The sequence below is a fragment of the Alteromonas sp. MTD1 genome (assembly GCF_042848195.1).
Lineage (GTDB): Bacteria > Pseudomonadota > Gammaproteobacteria > Enterobacterales > Alteromonadaceae > Alteromonas.
This window is the reverse complement of the sequence record NZ_BTGG01000008.1, coordinates 1-17,422: the sequence shown is the minus strand read 5'-3', so window position 1 is coordinate 17,422 and position 17,422 is coordinate 1. Positions and strand designations below refer to the sequence as shown.

Genomic DNA, 17,422 nt, shown 5'->3' with positions numbered 1-17,422 from the left:
CATGTGTTCGACTAAGGTTTGCATTACCTCAGTTTTTCTTTCTCTTTTCTTGTTACACGGATGTGCAGGGCGAACAGCCCCTGCCCCCGTTATCTTATTAAATAGCCAAGTTACCGATGGTAGCGAAGAATTCACACAAGACACCTACAAAGTTCAAAAAGGCGACACCTTATTTGCGGTAGCATGGTATACCGGAAACGACTACCGAGATTTAGCAAAATATAACAAATTATCAGCACCTTATACGATCTTTCCAGGACAGATCCTTAGCGTCACACCACCTAAAAACACCGCTACAACCCGCACTATACCTAAGTCGAAGACCAAACGGTCAACAGATCCGACCACGTTAAATAAAAGTAAAAAGGTTGTTGACCGCAAAAAAACAGAAGCGTATGTTGAAGATGAAAAAGTTGTTAGCCCACAAAAAGTTACAACTGTCAAGAACTTGTCACCTAGCGTCAAAAAAACTGCTCCGACAAGTTTCCCAGACAAAGTTAAACAGTGGGTGTGGCCTGCAAACGGAAAATTAGTTGGGACGTTTAGCAAGGCAGAATCGGGCAACAAAGGAATTGATATCGCCGGTGCTAGAGGCAGTAATGTAGTAGCAGCGGCAGACGGAAAAGTGGTTTACTCAGGTAATGCGCTTCGAGGTTACGGTAACTTAGTCATAATAAAACACACCGATACCTTCCTAAGTGCGTATGCATACAACGACACCATTGTAGTAAAAGAAAGAGAATGGGTGTCGGCCGGTCAGAAAATTGCGACCATGGGTAACAGCGGAACAGATTCGGTTAAGCTTCATTTTGAAGTAAGGTACAGAGGGAAGTCGTTAAACCCTATGACGTATCTGCCAAAAATAAAACAATAACAATAACAATAAATAATAATAATAAAAGAAATAAAGGAGAAACGTCATAAGGTAAACCTTGTAGCAGGAGATTCACCATGGGTAAGTCAAATAAAGCCTTGGAATCAAAAAACGATGAACTAGACGTCATCGAAATGCCAGCTGAACTAAAAGCTGACGAGACCTTAGAAAACGACGCCGAACTGGAAAGCGATGACGCTATTTTCAGTCAAGACGACCAACCTAAAAATTTGGATGCAACACAGCTTTATCTTGGTGAGATTGGCTTTTCGCCACTGCTTACCGCAGAAGAAGAAGTGTACTTTGCACGCCGCTCACTGAAAGGCTGTGAAGCCTCGCGAAAGCGTATGATTGTAAGTAATCTTCGCCTAGTGGTGAAAATTGCACGCCGGTATAACAATCGTGGTTTAGCACTGTTAGACCTAATTGAAGAAGGAAATTTGGGTTTAATTCGTGCGGTTGAAAAGTTTGACCCTGAACGCGGTTTCAGGTTCTCAACCTACGCAACATGGTGGATTCGACAAACCATCGAACGTGCCATCATGAATCAAACTCGCACAATTCGCCTGCCTATTCACGTAGTGAAAGAACTGAATGTGTATTTACGCGCTTCGCGTGAACTATCACAAAAGCTTGATCACGAACCAACTGCAGAAGAAATTGCTGCAGCGCTTGATAAGCCGGTTGAAGATGTAACCAAAATGCTTCGCTTAAACGAACGCATTACGTCTGTAGACACACCAATTGGTGGTGAAAACGATAAAGCACTGTTAGATATTATCGCTGATGAAAAAGAGTTTAGCCCTGAAGAGAGCTTGCAAGACTCTGACATCAAATCCAATATCGTAACGTGGCTTCAAGAGTTGAACCCAAAACAACGCGAAGTGCTTGCACGCCGCTTTGGGCTGATGGGTTACGAACCATCAACACTTGAAGACGTGGGTGCTGAAATTGGCTTAACTCGAGAGCGAGTTCGCCAAATTCAAGTTGAAGCACTACGCCGATTACGTGATATGTTAGGTCATCAGGGCCTTTCGCTTGAAAACCTCTTCGAACAAATGAAGTAGTTTTCGCTTATAAAAATGCAAAACGCCAGCGTCTGCTGGCGTTTTTTATGTACTTGAAAGCATGCGCTAGAAAACTAGATGTTACTACACATAACCCCTTTATTATCGTTTCTACTTATTAAGCTCGCCCTAGCGTAACAAAGCTATAAGCGTGTTTATTCTTCTCATCCGGTGAAAATGCCTCGCGCTGTATTTCGTTCCATTTAGCGGCAGCATTGTAATCAGGGAATTGCGTATCGCCTTCAACGTCTAAGTCGATAAACGTTAGGTATAGCGTGTGTGCCATATCAAGGAACGATTGATAAATAGTGCCACCACCAATTACCATGATTTCCTCGGTTTCACCCAGTGCCTTAGCCACCTCTAATGCAGATTCAGGCGAGTCCACCACCGTAGCATCAGCAAGGCTATATTCACTGTTTCCTGTTATCACAATATTCAAACGCCCTGGTAGCGCCTTACCAATAGACTCATAGGTTTTACGCCCCATGATGACAGGTTTACCGAGCGTGACAGCTTTAAAGTGCTTTAAATCCGCAGGTAAATGCCAAGGCATATCATTGTCTGCGCCGATAATACGGTTATTCGCCATTGCGGCAATCATGGCTACTTTCATTTACTACTCACCTTTTCTAACATTTCTTTCGCTCAGTGCTGAATACCAGCGCGCTTATAGACTGTACATACATCATACCGCATCTCGCCATTGTATAACCTAGATAGCTAATAATATTCTGCTTTATTTTTAAATGTCTTCCAACTTTAGAAGTGTATAACTACACCCTTACACAAACAATAATCATTATTATTTGCAAATATAACGAGATTCCCCTACTGTAATTACGGGAGGACCATATTATGCAGATTCAATTCCTTTGCGAGAAACACGCTGACTGGGTATACAGCCATCCAGAACATGCCTTGCATGTTATGGCTAGAGATGAAATGCAGGGCAGTTTAATGATACACAGCGGTCAGTACAGTAATGCTGTTCCGTATTTAGGATGCGCTTACGATATAGCGGTTATCTTGCTTGAAGTAGATGGTGGGGAAAATACAGCGATGGCACATAAAATAAAATGCTTAAGTGCAATGCTGGAAGAGATCTATTATTACTTGCGTTTACCTCAGCACCGAAACGCAATTGTTGATAGAACGCATACGGTAATTGATGCGAGTAGTAGCGCAGTAAAACACAGTAAAAGTATTACATTTCGCGTATAAAAAAACACGACTGCGTAGTGAGTACATTAAGTGCGTTTTACGTGTGTCGTGTTTTTTGTAAGTTTGATTTTTGCTTCGATTTTTTCGCCGCTACTCATTTTTTAGCGACTGTCTCTCAGCGATTGTTTCTCAACGACTGTTTCTCAGCGACGATACTCAACTTCCACGTCGTAGTCGTCTTCGTCCCAGTCGTCATCATCTAAATCGTCGTCTTCAAACTCGTCGTGAGCTTCAAGGGTATTCTTATGGTATGTATCCCACTTGAACTCCACTTCTTTCTTCTCTTCTTCAGCTTCAAGATCGTTAGGTAACGTTTCAATGAAATCCATGATGTCGTTACAAAGCGGATCTAGGTTCATTTTTTGGAATGCTGAAATTTGATATACCGGGCCGTCCCATTCAAGGGCGTCGATAATATGCTGGCAACGCTCTTCTGCTTCTTCCTCTAACAAAAGGTCTACCTTGTTGAATACTAACCAGCGTGGTTTTTCCGCTAGTTTAGGACTGTACTTTTCTAGTTCCTCAACAATGGCTTTTGCATTTTCTGCTGGGTCGCTTTCGTCAATAGGGAAAATATCTACAACGTGCAACAAGATACGACAACGTTCAAGGTGCTTCAAAAAGCGAATACCTAAACCAGCGCCGTCGGCAGCACCTTCAATAAGCCCTGGAATATCCGCTACCACAAAGCTACGCTGTGAGTCTTGACGCACTACGCCTAAGTTTGGCACAAGCGTGGTAAATGGATAGTCGGCTACTTTTGGCTTAGCCGCAGAAACCGAGCGAATGAAGGTAGATTTGCCCGCATTTGGCATACCCAATAAACCCACATCAGCAAGCAGCATTAATTCTAATTTCAGGTTGCGAATTTCGCCCGGTGTACCATTGGTTTTTTGACGTGGTGCACGGTTAGTACTGCTTTTAAAACGTGCGTTACCAAGACCGTGGAAACCACCCTGTGCCACTTTTAGCTTTTGCCCGTGACGAGTAAGGTCGCCCAGTACTTCACCGGTATCGCAATCTGTAGCGCGCGTACCCACTGGCACCATTACAGTAAGATCTTTACCCTTTTTACCGATACAGTTACCGCCTTGGCCGTTTTGGCCGCGCTCTGCTCGGTGAAAACGTTCGAAGCGATAGTCGATCAATGTATTCAGGTTTTCATCGGCTTGTAAAAATACACTGCCGCCGTCACCGCCGTCGCCACCATCTGGGCCACCTTTAGGTACGTATTTTTCCCTTCTAAAGCCAATGGTACCGTTGCCGCCGTCACCGGCTTCAACGCGAATTTCAGCTTCATCTACAAATTTCATTTATCACTCCGGGCATAAATGCCGTGGGTTATTAGGTTATTGCTGTGAACCCTAAGTTTACACCAAATCGGGTATAAACGCGTAACTACACGCATCGAGTTCCAAAAAGAAAGAAACGTTTTACGGTGTTTGTTAAGCACAATGACTGACTTAAAAAAACACCTTCTAGGTTTCATAAAACAAAAAACCCCGCTTGCGCGGGGTTTTTCTAAGCCTGTTCGGCGAGAAGCTTTCGCGCTTACTCAGCTACGATGCTTACAAACTTACGGTTCTTCGGTCCTTTAACGTCGAACTGAACTTTACCGTCTTTTAGTGCAAACAACGTGTGGTCTTTACCGATACCCATGTTGTCACCAGCGTGGAAACGAGTACCACGTTGACGAACAATGATGTTACCAGCAAGAACAGATTCACCACCAAAGCGCTTAACACCTAGGCGTTTACTTTCTGAATCACGACCGTTTTTGGTACTACCACCAGCTTTTTTGTGTGCCATGTGTTCGTGCTCCTATTATGCGTTGATACCAGTGATTTTCACTTCTGTGAACCACTGACGGTGACCCGCTTGCTTACGAGAATGCTTACGACGACGGAACTTAACGATTTTTACTTTATCGCCACGACCGTGTGTAACAACCTCTGCAGTCACCTTACCACCAGCAACGATTGGTGTGCCGATTTTTACGTCGTCACCGTTGCTTACCATTAAAACTTTGTCAAATTCAACCGTTTCGCCTGGGGCTACTTCGATTTTTTCAAGACGAACGGTTTGGCCTTCGGCCACACGGTGTTGTTTACCGCCACTTTGGAAAACCGCGTACATAGTTAACTCCGCTCTGCGTCCACTGACGCTTCAATTCAAAAAACAGGGCGCGAATTGTACGTGAAACATCCGTAAATCACAAGCCCGATTCGCAGAAAAAATGATTATTTTTCCAACATGGGGCGAATTATGCCTGAATTGCCCATTTGATGCAGCTTTTAAAGCGATAAATAGCGTAAAAAATTGGGGAAATTTTGCGATCGGCTAACACTTTCGCATCTGCGATCTGCGATCTGGCGCGTTCAGATCCCATTTGACGAGTGCGTGTTGGTTTATAAAAAACACAAAAGCCGCTCAATACGGATGCTGTTATCAACCCAGCTTATTTTTGTTTTGTTTACCGCTTTCTGGTACTCAAAAGCAATACTTAACAATAAGTTGGCTATCGTAACTTTAAATAATTATGACAAATGGCGCTTTAAACAGAAAAAAACTAAACAGTGCCTATAATTACAATAATGTTTGCGAATATATAAAAATATGATGGTAAAAGAGCAGCTATAACATTGCTTTTTGTACGTGTTGTTATAATTGTTGATGCCACCGCATACTGTAAAGCGGTTGGACTATCATTTTTTAAGACAATTTGGTGGATAGTACGAATGATTAAGGTACAATCGCACCCAATATTGCTAAGACGTAACGAGTAAGTATTTATTGCCATGCCTATGGATATAGATCAAATCCGCGACCTGTCTAACGATGACATGCAGGCGGTTAACCAACTGATTCAACAGCAAGTAGATTCTGAAGTTGTCCTTATTAATCAGCTTGGTTTTTACATAGTAAACAGTGGTGGTAAGCGCTTGCGCCCATTGCTGACCGTGCTTAGTGCGCGTGCTATGGGCATAGACAATAACGATCATCATACCTTGGCAGCCATTGTAGAATTCATTCATACCGCTACGCTTCTTCACGACGACGTGGTTGACGAGTCGACCATGCGCAGAGGCCGCGAGACGGCCAATGCTATATTCGGTAATCAAGCGTCAGTGCTCGTCGGCGATTTTCTATACACTCGCTCATTTCAGATGATGGTAAGCCTTAAGCGCATGCGCGTTATGGAAATCCTATCAGAGGCTACTAACCAAATTGCCGAAGGTGAAGTACTACAGTTAATGAACTGTAATGACGCTAGCACCACTGAGGCACGCTACTTTGACGTTATTTACGGTAAAACCGCCCGTTTATTTGAAGCTGCTACACAATTAGCCGCTGTTTTGACCGACCAAAATGAACACATTGAACGCGCTATGCAAGAATACGGCAAGCACTTAGGCACGGCCTTTCAGTTAGCCGACGATATACTTGACTACATGGCTGACAGCGAAGAAATGGGCAAGAATGCTGGCGACGACTTAGCTGAAGGTAAACCTACTCTGCCATTACTTTACGCTATGTGGCACGCAAAAAATGACGACGACAAAGCGCTTATTCAAGAAGCCATTGAACAAAGTAATGGCCTCCCACACTTATCGCGTATTCAAGGCATTATGGAAGAAACCGGGGCTTTGGACTACACACGTGAATGTGCACAAAAAGAAGTGCAAATGGCCATTGATAGCCTTAACGCTATAGAAGACTCTGAATACAAAGACGCGCTTATTGCACTGGCACATATTTCAGTTGAGCGTACGAGCTAATTACCGACTGATGGTATGAAAAGGCGTGTTGCAACCAACACGCCTTTTTTGGTGGGTAAAACTTGCATAGCACTTAAAACGTAGGCTTCAAACTTGTCGATACACAAAATGTTTTAGAAGCTCTGACAAGCCGTTTCAATAGAGCACTTTCTCTGCGCTGATTCATCATGAAAACAAACGTTTAGGCTAAGCGCATTTTTTAAAAACTACCCTTCAAGCATAAAGCCGATCAGGCCTAATAAGAAGCCAAGAATACCGCCAAGCGGAGGAAGCCAGTGATTTTCCATGCGAATTTGCGGAGCAATATCCTGGAACACTGAATAAAGGATACCACCTGCTGCAAACAACATGATCCCGCTCATAACTACTGGGAATTGGGCTAGATAATAAAAGCCTAGCAAACTGAATAAGGGGCCAAGTAGCGCCATCAAAACAAAGATAATAATGAGTTTATTGCTACGCTGTTTGTTTTTGGGCAACATCTCTCTGTAGGCATTAAACCCTTCAGGTAGATTTTGAACCGCAATCAATAGGCCTAACAACATTGTGCCACCGCCTAATGCTGCCGTAGTCCCAAGGGCGATAGACTCAGGCACAAAATCACTGAGCATGGCGGCTAACTGGCTGCCCGCGGTTTTCTTTTTCGCTAAATAAATATCAAGGGCCATAAAAGCTAGGGCACCGCCAACAAAGCACATTATGGCCGCCAATACCGATACGTCTTTTATGCCTTCAGGTACAAGTACAAGTCCCACCGCCGAGATTAGCGCTCCTGCTCCTAACGCTAAGATGCCATGCCGTAGCTCTTTTTCTAGCCACTTAGGCTGAATGCCATGATACGTGGCTAAAATAGCGCCTGCGGGCATAGCAAGACCAGCCACCATTGCCATTATTAATAAACCTACAATGTCACCTTGTGGCATAACAACTCCTTTCTAATCATTGCTTTTACATCTTCCTATTGACTACTACACACAGCATCATTGGTATTGTGAATTTCAGTACCTTTTAAAAGCGCGTAACCAAAAAGAGCAGCCTAAGCTGCTCTTTTACATCATTCACGCTTACCTAAAAATTAGTCAAGCTTTAACTCACGGGTCATGTTCTCGTTCTTATCACGATGCACAATAATGTTGTCTTCAATACGTATACCACCAAATGGTTTGTACGCATCAATGGTATCCCAGTTAATGTACTTCGACGATGGCGTTGCTTTTAAATCTCGCAGTAAGCTATCAATAAAGTACAAACCAGGCTCAATGGTAAACACTTGGCGCGGTTCAACTACACGTGTGCAGCGCAGGAACGGATGGTCCTCTGGTGCAGGTTTAGGTGTGCCTCTGTCGTCATTTACCAAGCCACCTACATCGTGTACTTGCAAGCCTAAGAAGTGGCCAATGCCATGCGGGAAGAAGGTACGTGTGATACCCGTTTCAACAATGTCGGTAGGCGCTAGGTTTACAATACCGGCATCGTGAAGGATTTGCGCAATACCTTCATGGGCAAGTCTATGAATATCTGGGTAAGCAACACCTGGCTTTAGCGCGTCAACTAACGATAATGTCACCTTGTCCACTGCGGTTATCAAATCGCTGAAAAGCGCTGAATTCTGACTGTATGTGCGCGTAATATCTGCGGCATAACCGTTGTAGTTCGCGCCAGCGTCAATAAGGAAACTGCGAGATTCACTTGGTGCTACGGTGTCGCACTGCATGTAATGCAAAATTGCAGCATGTTCGTTTAGTGCAACAATGCTGGTATATGGCACGTCGTTATCACCTTGTCTGCATGCTGTTGCGTAAGCAAGGTTAATATCGAACTCACTTTTACCTTCGCGAAATGCTTGTTCGGCGGCTTTATGACCCGCTACTGCAAGCTTGTTTGCTTCACGCATACAGTTTAATTCGTAATCGGTTTTGTACGCACGCTGGTAGTGCAAGTAATGCAATACGCGGTCTGGATTTACATTTTCAAAACCCAACGCTTTAGCGACCTCAATGTATTCGCCAATATAGGCAAAACGCTGTTTGTCGTATGGCAATAGTTTTTCAACAGCATCAGCCTGCTGAAGCAGCTTTATATCGAAGCTGTCGGTCCAAAAGTCGTTTGGCTCTGGCGGTACTTTGTGCCAGAAATCTTCAGGGCGATAGAAAATTAATGTGGGCTTATCAACGCCATTTACCACCAGCCAGCAATTCGGGTTATCTATAACAGGCACCCACGCTTTAAACTGCGGGTTAACTTTAAATGGGTAGTGATTATCGTCTAAAAATAATCGCTTCCCCTGCCCTGAGTGAATTACTAACCCGTCTAAACCTTCGCGCTGTAAAGCTTCACGCGTACGCGCTTGTAATTCATCGATGTGCTGTTGGTACGTTGCTTGATGTTGCGACATAGCCCCTCTATTTCTTTTTTAATTAACTTTTCGTCGTTAGATGGTTTTTTTTTTGTCAGTGTAACACGCTCATGAAACGGGTTATATCACCCTAGCACAAGCTGCACGTGGGAAAGTGTCAACTTATCGTTTTTACCACGCTCTTCATGTCTCCCACTTACCATAACCCACACTTTCGGTTTTGTGCTAACGCAGCGCTTTTGCCTATTTAGGCGCTAGCTGTAGCGTGCCGGTTACCGGATGCGTACTCACGGCCTCGGCCGAAGGGATCATGTCTTGGGTTAACTGCGGAAATATATTCTCGTTACTGCCAAGCTGCTGGTCGTAAATATGTTGATAAGCCATGACCGCTTTTACGTAGGCTCTGGTTTCCTTATACGGAATATTTTCAATCCATATATCTACGGGCAACGCCTCGTTTTGCGGTAACCATTCCAATACTTTCCGCCAACCTGCGTTATACGACGCCGATACCAATACAGGGTTGTTATTTAGCTTATCCATTAAGTAGCGTAAGTACTGCACGCCGTACTCAATGTTATCGTTAGCGTTAAATAACGTGCTGCGCGTAACCTTTTGCTGGGCAACATATTTGGCCGTTCCCGGCATTAACTGCATTAAGCCCGTTGCACCAACCGATGAGATAGCATCGGTTCTAAAAGAGCTCTCGCGACGCGCAATGGCCATCGCCAGCGATATCGAAATGTTGTGTGCCTCGGCCTTTTCAGTAAAAACATCGTTAAACGCCAGTGGAAAACGGCGCTCAACGTCATTCCAATAACCACTTCTGGCGAAACTTGAAATAGCCTGATCGTATAAGCCCCACTCGTAAGCCAAAATGCCTGCATCGGTTACCTTCGACTCGGGCAAATTTGCCAATAAATAAAACCATTCTCTGCGCGCTTCGGTGTTTCGCTGTAGCCGGAAAAGCTCTAAAGCGCGCTTTGTTGCTGGGGTATTGGCAACACTTTGCATCGCTTGCGCGTTTTTGGGGGCAGGCACATGCGATAAATTAGGCGTGGCCCCAATATGTGCACTGGCCATAAAGCCGTAGTAATGGCGCTCTTGTGCAAGTTCACTGTATAACACCGTAGCCTGCATGGTTTGGCCCAATGCTTCTAGCGCTCGTGCCTTCCAATACCGATAGTTTTCTTCTTGCTGCAGGTGCGAAGGTGCACTGTTAATTACATCTACAACTTGCTGCCACTGTTTTACGCGTAACAAGTGCGCCACGTGCCACAGTTTTATGTCATCGCTAGCTCCGTCAACATCTGCTTTTTGCAGCCATTCTTGCGCTTGGGGCAGTCGGTCAAGGGTGTAGCTTAATGCAATAGCTCGGCGCATAACGTGCTGCTGGGCGTTACTAAACAAGGCATTGCTATCGTATTTTTCAAATACTTCAGCGGCTAAATCTGGATTTCGCCATGCTAACTTCTCAATGGACCATACCAGAATATTCACTTCATAAGGCTTGTTTTTAAGCGGAAACAAACGGCTTTGACGAACGCGACTGGTATCTTTTGTAACCTGAAGCCATGCATCGGCTATGTATTGCTGATTGATAGGTAGCTGGCGTTTTAAATACGGAATAATGCGCCTGTTACCCGCTTTAGCTGCAATTTCAATGCGACCAATAACATTGTTAGACGTCATTTTTCCTGCTTTTTTCCATTTCGCGAAAAGCGGGTCGCATTCGTAGGGTTGTGATTCCCCGTGAAGCCAAAGACCGTCTACTCTGGCCAACACGTCTTGTTCACTGTCGCCTTGTTCTAGGCGGTAGTTAAGTGCAGTACACGTAAGCTTGGCCCCCATACCTTCGCGGTAATGGTCTAGAAATGTGCCTTGATAATCGCGGGACGCCAAATAGTTAAGCCATTTATAGCGCAGGCCGTAACTTACTGGTTGACCATTGAAGTCTTGTAAGAACTGAGCAACTTCGCGCTTATTGCGAATAGAGATTGTGCGATCTAGCTTCAAACGCAGCAAATAAGGATAAAGGGGGTAATCGGCCAACGCGTAAATTTCATTGTCTAACTGGTCTAAACGCCGCTTCGAGTAGGTAAGCAACTTTTTCTCAACGGCAAGAAAGCGCTCACGCTCTTCTTTGTATATGTCGGCCGGTAATGAAAGCGCTGGGGATGAAAACGACGAAGATGCAAAAGCGGTAATAGAGGAAAATAGACAAACTGATACGCATACAAACGCCCTACGCCATGCGCTTAACGCTCCACGCCATGTGCTTATAGCACAACGCAATACTCTTAACGCATTAGTGGTTGAGTAAGCGCATGACCTAATTTTCTGCCAAGGCTGTTTTGTAAAAATAAATCCAGACACAATGAAACTCCTACCCTGAACAAAACTCAAACCCATCACGTAATGGCATTACGATGATAAGTAGAGTTGTTAAATTAGTGATGCACGTAGGCAACACTTTGCTCATTAACGGTTTAGCACAATGCAATAGAATACTTGCCCCGTTAACGGCTTGGCTCCATGCCAAAAGAAGATGCTGTGCCAGCTGTCGTTAGCTATGGTTTACAAACATAGCCTTTGATGATTGTTGAATATTTTTATGCTGGATTGGCGCTTTGCGTCAATAACGCTCATTATACAATCACCAAAACCTAAATGAAGCTTATATTCACTATTTGCTCTTGAATTTAAGTCATCCGACCACTACCTTAAGACAAATTGAAACAGCTGTTTGAATTTTTTCTTTGAAATTCTGTGTGGCTTCATCAAGAATTTAGCCACCCTAACGCGTTAGTGTTTTGAGTACGACCCTACAAATTAGTTGGATTAATTCACTAACATCCTGGCCAATGCCGAAGGAGATGATAATGATATACACAGGCAAAAGTCTTTCCGTCAGCCTGTTAGATGACGGCTTTGCTGAGCTGGTATTCGACGCCCAAGGTTCAGTAAACAAGTTCGACCGCCAAACGGTAAGCGAACTTGACGAAGCAACAAAAGCCCTAGTAGCCAAAGGCGACGTTAAAGGCTTAGTAGTACGCAGCGCAAAATCTACATTTATTGTAGGTGCTGATATCACCGAATTCACTGGCTTATTCGCCATGGAAGACGCTGAAGTACTAAACTGGGTTGCCAATACTTCACAAGTATTCGACCGCTTCGAAGACTTACCTTTCCCTACCATCGCTGCAGTTAACGGCTTCGCACTAGGCGGCGGCTGTGAAATGGCATTGGCGTGTGACATGCGTATTGCAGACACTACCGCTTCAATTGGTTTACCAGAAGTTAAGCTAGGCCTTATGCCTGGTTTTGGTGGTACGGTTCGTTTACCTCGTCTAATTGGTGCAGATAACGCGCTTGAGTGGATGACCACTGGCCGTGACAGAAAAGGCGCGAAAGCCCTTGCTGAAGGCGCGGTTGACGCAGTTGTAGCACCAGAAGCACTTGTTGAAGGCGCACTTTCAATGGTGAGAGACGCTGCAGAAGGCAAGTTTGACTGGCAAGCTCGTCGTGCGGTTAAGAAAGCCCCACTACAGCTAAACAAAAACGAAGCTATGATGAGCTTCAGCACTGCTCAAGCCATGGTATTTGCGCAAGCTGGTAAACATTACCCAGCACCGCACAAAATGGTTGAGACAGTACAAAAAGCAGCTGGTCTAGACCGTGACGGCGCACTTAAGCTTGAAAACGAAGGCTTTGTAGCGCTTGCGAAAACCGACGCTGCGAAAGCACAAATTGGTATTTTCCTTGCCGACCAGCTAGTTAAGAGCAAAGGTAAGAAGCAAGCGAAAGCGGCAACCAAGCAATCTAAACTTAACGCTGTACTAGGTGCAGGCATCATGGGTGGCGGTATTGCATACCAAAGCGCTGTGAAAGGCACACCGGTAGTCATGAAAGACATTAACCAAGGAGCACTAGACCTTGGCCTTTCAGAAGCAGCCAAAATTCTTGGTAAAGGCATGCAGCGCGGTAAAGTTGATGCGACTAAAATGGCGCAAACACTTAACGCTATCACCCCTACCCTTGAATACAGCACGCTTAAGGATGCAGACCTGGTTATTGAAGCGGTTGTAGAAAACCCGAAAGTAAAAGGTATTGTGCTTAAAGAAGTAGAAGACAATGTAGCTGACGACGCTATCATCACTTCAAACACTTCTACTATCTCTATCAACCAGCTAGCTGAAAGCCTAGACAAGCCAGAGCGCTTCTGTGGTATGCACTTCTTCAACCCAGTGCACCGCATGCCGCTAGTTGAAATTATTCGTGGCGAAAAAACGTCAGAAGAAACCATCAATGCAGTAGTAGCCGCTACCCTTAAAATGGGCAAAACCCCAATTGTAGTTAACGACTGCCCAGGGTTCTTAGTAAACCGCGTATTGTTCCCATACTTTGCGGGCTTCAGTAAGCTTCTTATCGACGGCGCAGACTTCGTTGCAGTTGACAAAGTAATGGAAAAAATCTTCGGCTGGCCAATGGGCCCTGCTTACCTAATGGACGTTGTAGGTATCGACACTGGCGATCACGCAGCAGACGTGATGGCAGCGGGTATTCCAGAGCGTATGGCTCGCCTAGACAACGACCCTGTAACACTGTTCTACAAAGAAGAGCGTTTAGGTCAGAAGAACGGTAAAGGTTTCTACAACTACGGTGTTGATAAGCGCGGTAAGCCGTCTAAAACACCTGCTGAAGAAGCATACGCACTAATGGCACCACACGTAGCTGATAAGACAGACTTTGAAGCTGACGACATTATTGCACGCCTTATGATCCCTATGGCGAACGAAGCAATTCGCTGCCTAGAAGAAGGCATTGTAGATAGCGCAGCTGAAGCAGATATGGCGCTACTTTACGGCTTAGGTTTCCCTCCATTCCGCGGTGGTATTTTCCGTTGGATTGAAACCATTGGCTTGGCGAACTTTGTTGCGATGGCAGACAAGTACGCTGAACTTGGTCCTATTTATCAGATCTCAGACGGCGTTCGTGAAATGGCCGCTGCTGGTAAATCCTATTTCGCATAAGACCCGGAGGAAAAACTAATGAAAGAAGTGGTCGTAATCGATTGCGTACGTACCCCTATGGGTCGTTCAAAAAACGGTGTTTTCAGAAATGTGCGCGCAGAAGACCTATCTGCAGCACTAATGACCGCGCTACTAGAGCGTAACCCTGGCGTAAACCCAGCGGAAATTGAAGACATCATTTGGGGCTGTGTTCAGCAAACTAAAGAACAAGGCTTCAACGTTGCACGTAACGCGCAACTATTAACACAAATTCCACGCACAACTGGCGCGGTAACGGTAAACCGTTTATGTGGTTCATCAATGCAAGCCCTTCACGATGCAACAAGCGGCATCATGAGCGGCCGTGGTGACATTTACATGATTGGTGGTGTTGAGCACATGGGCCACGTACCGATGAATTACAACATCGACTTCCACCCTGGTCTTGCTAAGTACACGGCGAAAGCGTCGGGCATGATGGGTATGACAGCCGAGCTACTTGGCCGTCAAAACGGTATTACTCGTGAGCAACAAGACGCATTTGGCGCACGTTCGCACCAGCTAGCGCACAAAGCACACCTTGAAGGCCGCTGGGCTAACGAGATTGTGCCTGTTGAAGGTCACGACGCAAACGGCGTATTAAAGCTTATTGACTACGACGAAGTAGTTCGCCCAGAAAGCACAGCTGAGAGCATGGCGGCGCTTCGCCCAGTGTTCGACCCAGTAAACGGTACGGTTACTGCGGGTACGTCTTCTGCGCTGTCTGACGGTGCGTCGGCTATGCTACTTATGTCAGCAGACCGTGCGAAAGAGCTTGGCCTAACGCCACGTGCGAAAATTCGCTCGATGGCAGTGGCAGGTTGTGATGCAGCAATTATGGGTTACGGCCCAGTGCCAGCTACACAAAAAGCCCTTAAGCGTGCTGGCCTTACTATGGACGACATTGAGCTTGCTGAGTTTAACGAAGCGTTCGCAGCTCAGGCACTATCGTGCATTAAGCAACTAGGTTGGATGGACCACCTAGATACTAAGATCAACCTTAACGGTGGTGCAATTGCACTTGGTCACCCACTAGGTTGTTCTGGTTCGCGTATCTCGGGTACGCTTATCAACCTAATGGAATCACAAGACGTAAGCCTAGGCTTAGCGACTATGTGTATTGGTTTAGGCCAAGGTATTGCTACCGTATTTGAACGTGTATAAGCGTTTAACTGCTTAGTTTTTAAAAGGGCCTTCGGGCCCTTTTTTGTTGTCTGCCTATGTTAAAAAACCAGGCTAGACAGCGGGCTTACCACACCATTCGCGCCTTGCTGTAAAATATGCGTATATATTTGTGTAGTGCGCACATCGGCATGACCAAGTTGGTCTTGCACAGTTCTTATATCAGCTCCCGACTGTAAAAGATGGGTTGCAAAAGAATGCCTTAGGGTATGTGGCGTAACATGCTTAATAATACCCGCATCATTTGCAGCCCTCGTAACAGCCCTTTGTATTTGCTTCTCGTCGATATGATGCCTCCGCAGCAATTTACTTTCAGGGTCTACACTTAGCTTTGCTGCAGGAAATAAATACTGCCATTCAATGGTTTTATTGCGTTGCTGGTATTTCTTTCTTAACGCATGGGGTATCCAAGCACCAGCAAACTCCGGCACCAATAAATCTCTAGCAAGGAGTTTTTCACTTTCACTGATATGATTTTTTAGCAGTGGGAGCAGCGCTTCCGATAAGGTCACCACGCGATGTTTACCTCCTTTCCCAAACCAGATACGCACGCATTTATAATCGAAGTCGATATCGCCCACTCGCAAACGCGTGCATTCCATTAACCGAAGTCCACTGCCATATAGCAATGCTGCTGCTAAATAATGATGGGTAGGTATTCGACCCAGCAGCGCTTTTATCTCAAGCTGAGTAAGCACTACAGGCAGTTTTCGTTCTCGCCCACTTCCAACAAAATTCATATCTTCAGGTAGCGGTTGGTCAAGGTACTTGTTATACAAAAATGCCAAAGCATTTAGTGCAGTAGCCTGTGTTGAACGTGCGTTCTTTCGCTTTGTAGATAAATGCGTTAGATACGCTTCAACATGCACAGAATCTAAGTCTTTGGGATGTTGAAAATCATGAAAGCGAATATAGTCGGAAATCCAGTTAAGGTAGGTTTGAATAGTGCGTTTAGCATAACGCTTCAACATCATGTGATCATAAAGCGTTTGGATAAAGGTTGATTTCATGGTCTGCTCCTAAGTAGAAGCAGTTTATTTAAAAAATATTTTTCAAATAACTGACCATAGCACCAGTTTTTAAGCATAAAAACGCATGAAATACCCCAAATTCACCTGCACACCGATTTGGTGTTTTTAATCTTTGAGCAAAAAACACCAACGTGAAATTTAATAGTAATTGCGGTAACTTATGGTTTAGTCTTAACATAGCTTAAACGGACAAAAACCCCGTTCCGGTTCGGGAAATCGTCCCGTTTTGGGGACGATTAAATTGTTAGGTGTGCAATGAAGCGTGTACTGCTGATTGTCGTTTCAATACCATTTCTATTTGTCGGTTTGCTACTTGCATCGCTGGACTTTAATAATTTAATTTTAGAGGCCAAGACAACTGCAAATGAGACAAGATTACAAGTTCAGCGAACGAAAATAAGAGCAAATGAAATCAATGATTACATCAGAGAGTTCGGTGAATTACCCTCTAACAAACTGTTAGCTTGTGATTGGAAACCATGCCCCGAACACTTTTTTTGGTTATGGGATTTGGTGCAGTTAAAAGACGGACAATATAAACTCAGCTACTTAAAAATGAGTAACCGATTTGGCCCGTTTGTTTATAACACGGTTGTATATGACTCAGTGAGTCAAACAACCAACCACGACTGGCTTCAAAACAAAAGAAATGTATATTTTCACGCAATTTTTAAATTGGCTGTAGATTTGCTAATTATGTTTTTCCCTATTGTCTCTTATCTTTTTTACAGCAGGGTAAAGCACACCTAACAATCGCATAAACTCGCTCGCAAGCTCGCTGGGACAAAAACACGTAGGCTCCCTTCGCTTCGCTCTGTATTATAGCCTACGTATTTTTGCCCGTTATGCGGGCCGTTA

15 protein-coding genes are annotated in these 17,422 nt (G+C 44.8%); 7 read left to right on the top strand and 8 right to left on the bottom strand.

The window, feature by feature from the left end; genetic code table 11:
* The first annotated feature begins 1 nt into the window (after window position 1).
* Together ACGHAV_RS11710 and rpoS are read left to right on the top strand one after the other, a co-directional pair.
* A complete protein-coding gene (locus ACGHAV_RS11710) occupies window positions 2-874 on the top strand; it encodes a peptidoglycan DD-metalloendopeptidase family protein (RefSeq protein ID WP_390380725.1) in 873 nt (290 codons plus the stop codon).
* 77 nt (window positions 875-951) lie between these two features.
* Entirely contained in the window at window positions 952-1,941 is a 990-nt protein-coding gene (gene rpoS, locus ACGHAV_RS11705) for an RNA polymerase sigma factor RpoS (RefSeq protein ID WP_390380722.1), read from the top strand.
* A gap of 118 nt (window positions 1,942-2,059) precedes the next feature.
* Here the strand turns inward: rpoS and folA are convergent, their stop codons facing one another.
* On the bottom strand, window positions 2,060-2,557 hold the full coding sequence (gene folA / locus ACGHAV_RS11700; RefSeq protein ID WP_390380719.1) for a type 3 dihydrofolate reductase: 498 nt from the start codon (window positions 2,555-2,557) through the stop codon (window positions 2,060-2,062).
* A gap of 242 nt (window positions 2,558-2,799) precedes the next feature.
* On the opposite strand from folA, the gene ACGHAV_RS11695 reads away from it, so the two are divergent.
* A complete protein-coding gene (locus tag ACGHAV_RS11695) occupies window positions 2,800-3,165 on the top strand; it encodes a hypothetical protein (RefSeq protein ID WP_390380716.1) in 366 nt (121 codons plus the stop codon).
* Between the two features lie 143 nt (window positions 3,166-3,308).
* Here ACGHAV_RS11695 and cgtA read toward each other — a convergent pair whose 3' ends face one another.
* The 3 genes from cgtA to rplU all read right to left on the bottom strand — a co-directional run bounded on the left by cgtA (window position 3,309) and on the right by rplU (window position 5,301).
* Window positions 3,309-4,478: an Obg family GTPase CgtA gene (gene cgtA / locus ACGHAV_RS11690; RefSeq protein WP_390380713.1), complete on the bottom strand. Its 1,170-nt coding sequence runs from the start codon at window positions 4,476-4,478 to the stop codon at window positions 3,309-3,311.
* Between the two features lie 238 nt (window positions 4,479-4,716).
* Window positions 4,717-4,974, bottom strand: coding sequence for a 50S ribosomal protein L27 (gene rpmA / locus ACGHAV_RS11685; RefSeq protein WP_012517170.1), 258 nt, complete (start codon window positions 4,972-4,974; stop codon window positions 4,717-4,719).
* A gap of 15 nt (window positions 4,975-4,989) precedes the next feature.
* Window positions 4,990-5,301 (bottom strand): 50S ribosomal protein L21, encoded by a 312-nt coding sequence (rplU, locus tag ACGHAV_RS11680; RefSeq protein WP_012517169.1) that lies wholly within the window; start codon window positions 5,299-5,301, stop codon window positions 4,990-4,992.
* Window positions 5,302-5,969: 668 nt separating this feature from the next.
* On the opposite strand from rplU, the gene ispB reads away from it, so the two are divergent.
* On the top strand, window positions 5,970-6,944 hold the full coding sequence (gene ispB / locus ACGHAV_RS11675; RefSeq protein ID WP_390380708.1) for an octaprenyl diphosphate synthase: 975 nt from the start codon (window positions 5,970-5,972) through the stop codon (window positions 6,942-6,944).
* Window positions 6,945-7,150: 206 nt separating this feature from the next.
* Here ispB and ACGHAV_RS11670 read toward each other — a convergent pair whose 3' ends face one another.
* The 3 genes from ACGHAV_RS11670 to ACGHAV_RS11660 form a co-directional block, all read right to left on the bottom strand.
* Window positions 7,151-7,867 (bottom strand): ZIP family metal transporter, encoded by a 717-nt coding sequence (locus tag ACGHAV_RS11670; protein ID WP_390380705.1) that lies wholly within the window; start codon window positions 7,865-7,867, stop codon window positions 7,151-7,153.
* Window positions 7,868-8,019: 152 nt separating this feature from the next.
* Window positions 8,020-9,339 carry a Xaa-Pro dipeptidase gene (pepQ, locus tag ACGHAV_RS11665; RefSeq protein WP_390380702.1) on the bottom strand — a complete coding sequence of 440 codons (1,320 nt, stop codon included), beginning with the start codon at window positions 9,337-9,339 and terminating at the stop codon, window positions 8,020-8,022.
* Between the two features lie 204 nt (window positions 9,340-9,543).
* Window positions 9,544-11,676, bottom strand: a complete 2,133-nt coding sequence (locus ACGHAV_RS11660) for a transglycosylase SLT domain-containing protein (protein WP_390380699.1) — start codon at window positions 11,674-11,676, stop codon at window positions 9,544-9,546.
* A gap of 506 nt (window positions 11,677-12,182) precedes the next feature.
* Here ACGHAV_RS11660 and fadB point away from each other — a divergent pair.
* Together fadB and fadA are read left to right on the top strand one after the other, a co-directional pair.
* A complete protein-coding gene (gene fadB / locus ACGHAV_RS11655) occupies window positions 12,183-14,333 on the top strand; it encodes a fatty acid oxidation complex subunit alpha FadB (protein ID WP_390380696.1) in 2,151 nt (716 codons plus the stop codon).
* A gap of 18 nt (window positions 14,334-14,351) precedes the next feature.
* On the top strand, window positions 14,352-15,515 hold the full coding sequence (gene fadA / locus ACGHAV_RS11650; RefSeq protein ID WP_071816941.1) for an acetyl-CoA C-acyltransferase FadA: 1,164 nt from the start codon (window positions 14,352-14,354) through the stop codon (window positions 15,513-15,515).
* 59 nt (window positions 15,516-15,574) lie between these two features.
* Here fadA and ACGHAV_RS11645 read toward each other — a convergent pair whose 3' ends face one another.
* The gene (locus ACGHAV_RS11645; protein WP_390380692.1) at window positions 15,575-16,543 is read right to left on the bottom strand and encodes an integron integrase; all 969 of its coding nucleotides are present in this window, start codon (window positions 16,541-16,543) and stop codon (window positions 15,575-15,577) included.
* A gap of 276 nt (window positions 16,544-16,819) precedes the next feature.
* Here ACGHAV_RS11645 and ACGHAV_RS11640 point away from each other — a divergent pair, with 276 nt between their 5' ends.
* Window positions 16,820-17,314: a hypothetical protein gene (locus ACGHAV_RS11640; RefSeq protein ID WP_390380689.1), complete on the top strand. Its 495-nt coding sequence runs from the start codon at window positions 16,820-16,822 to the stop codon at window positions 17,312-17,314.
* Window positions 17,315-17,422 lie beyond the last annotated feature (108 nt).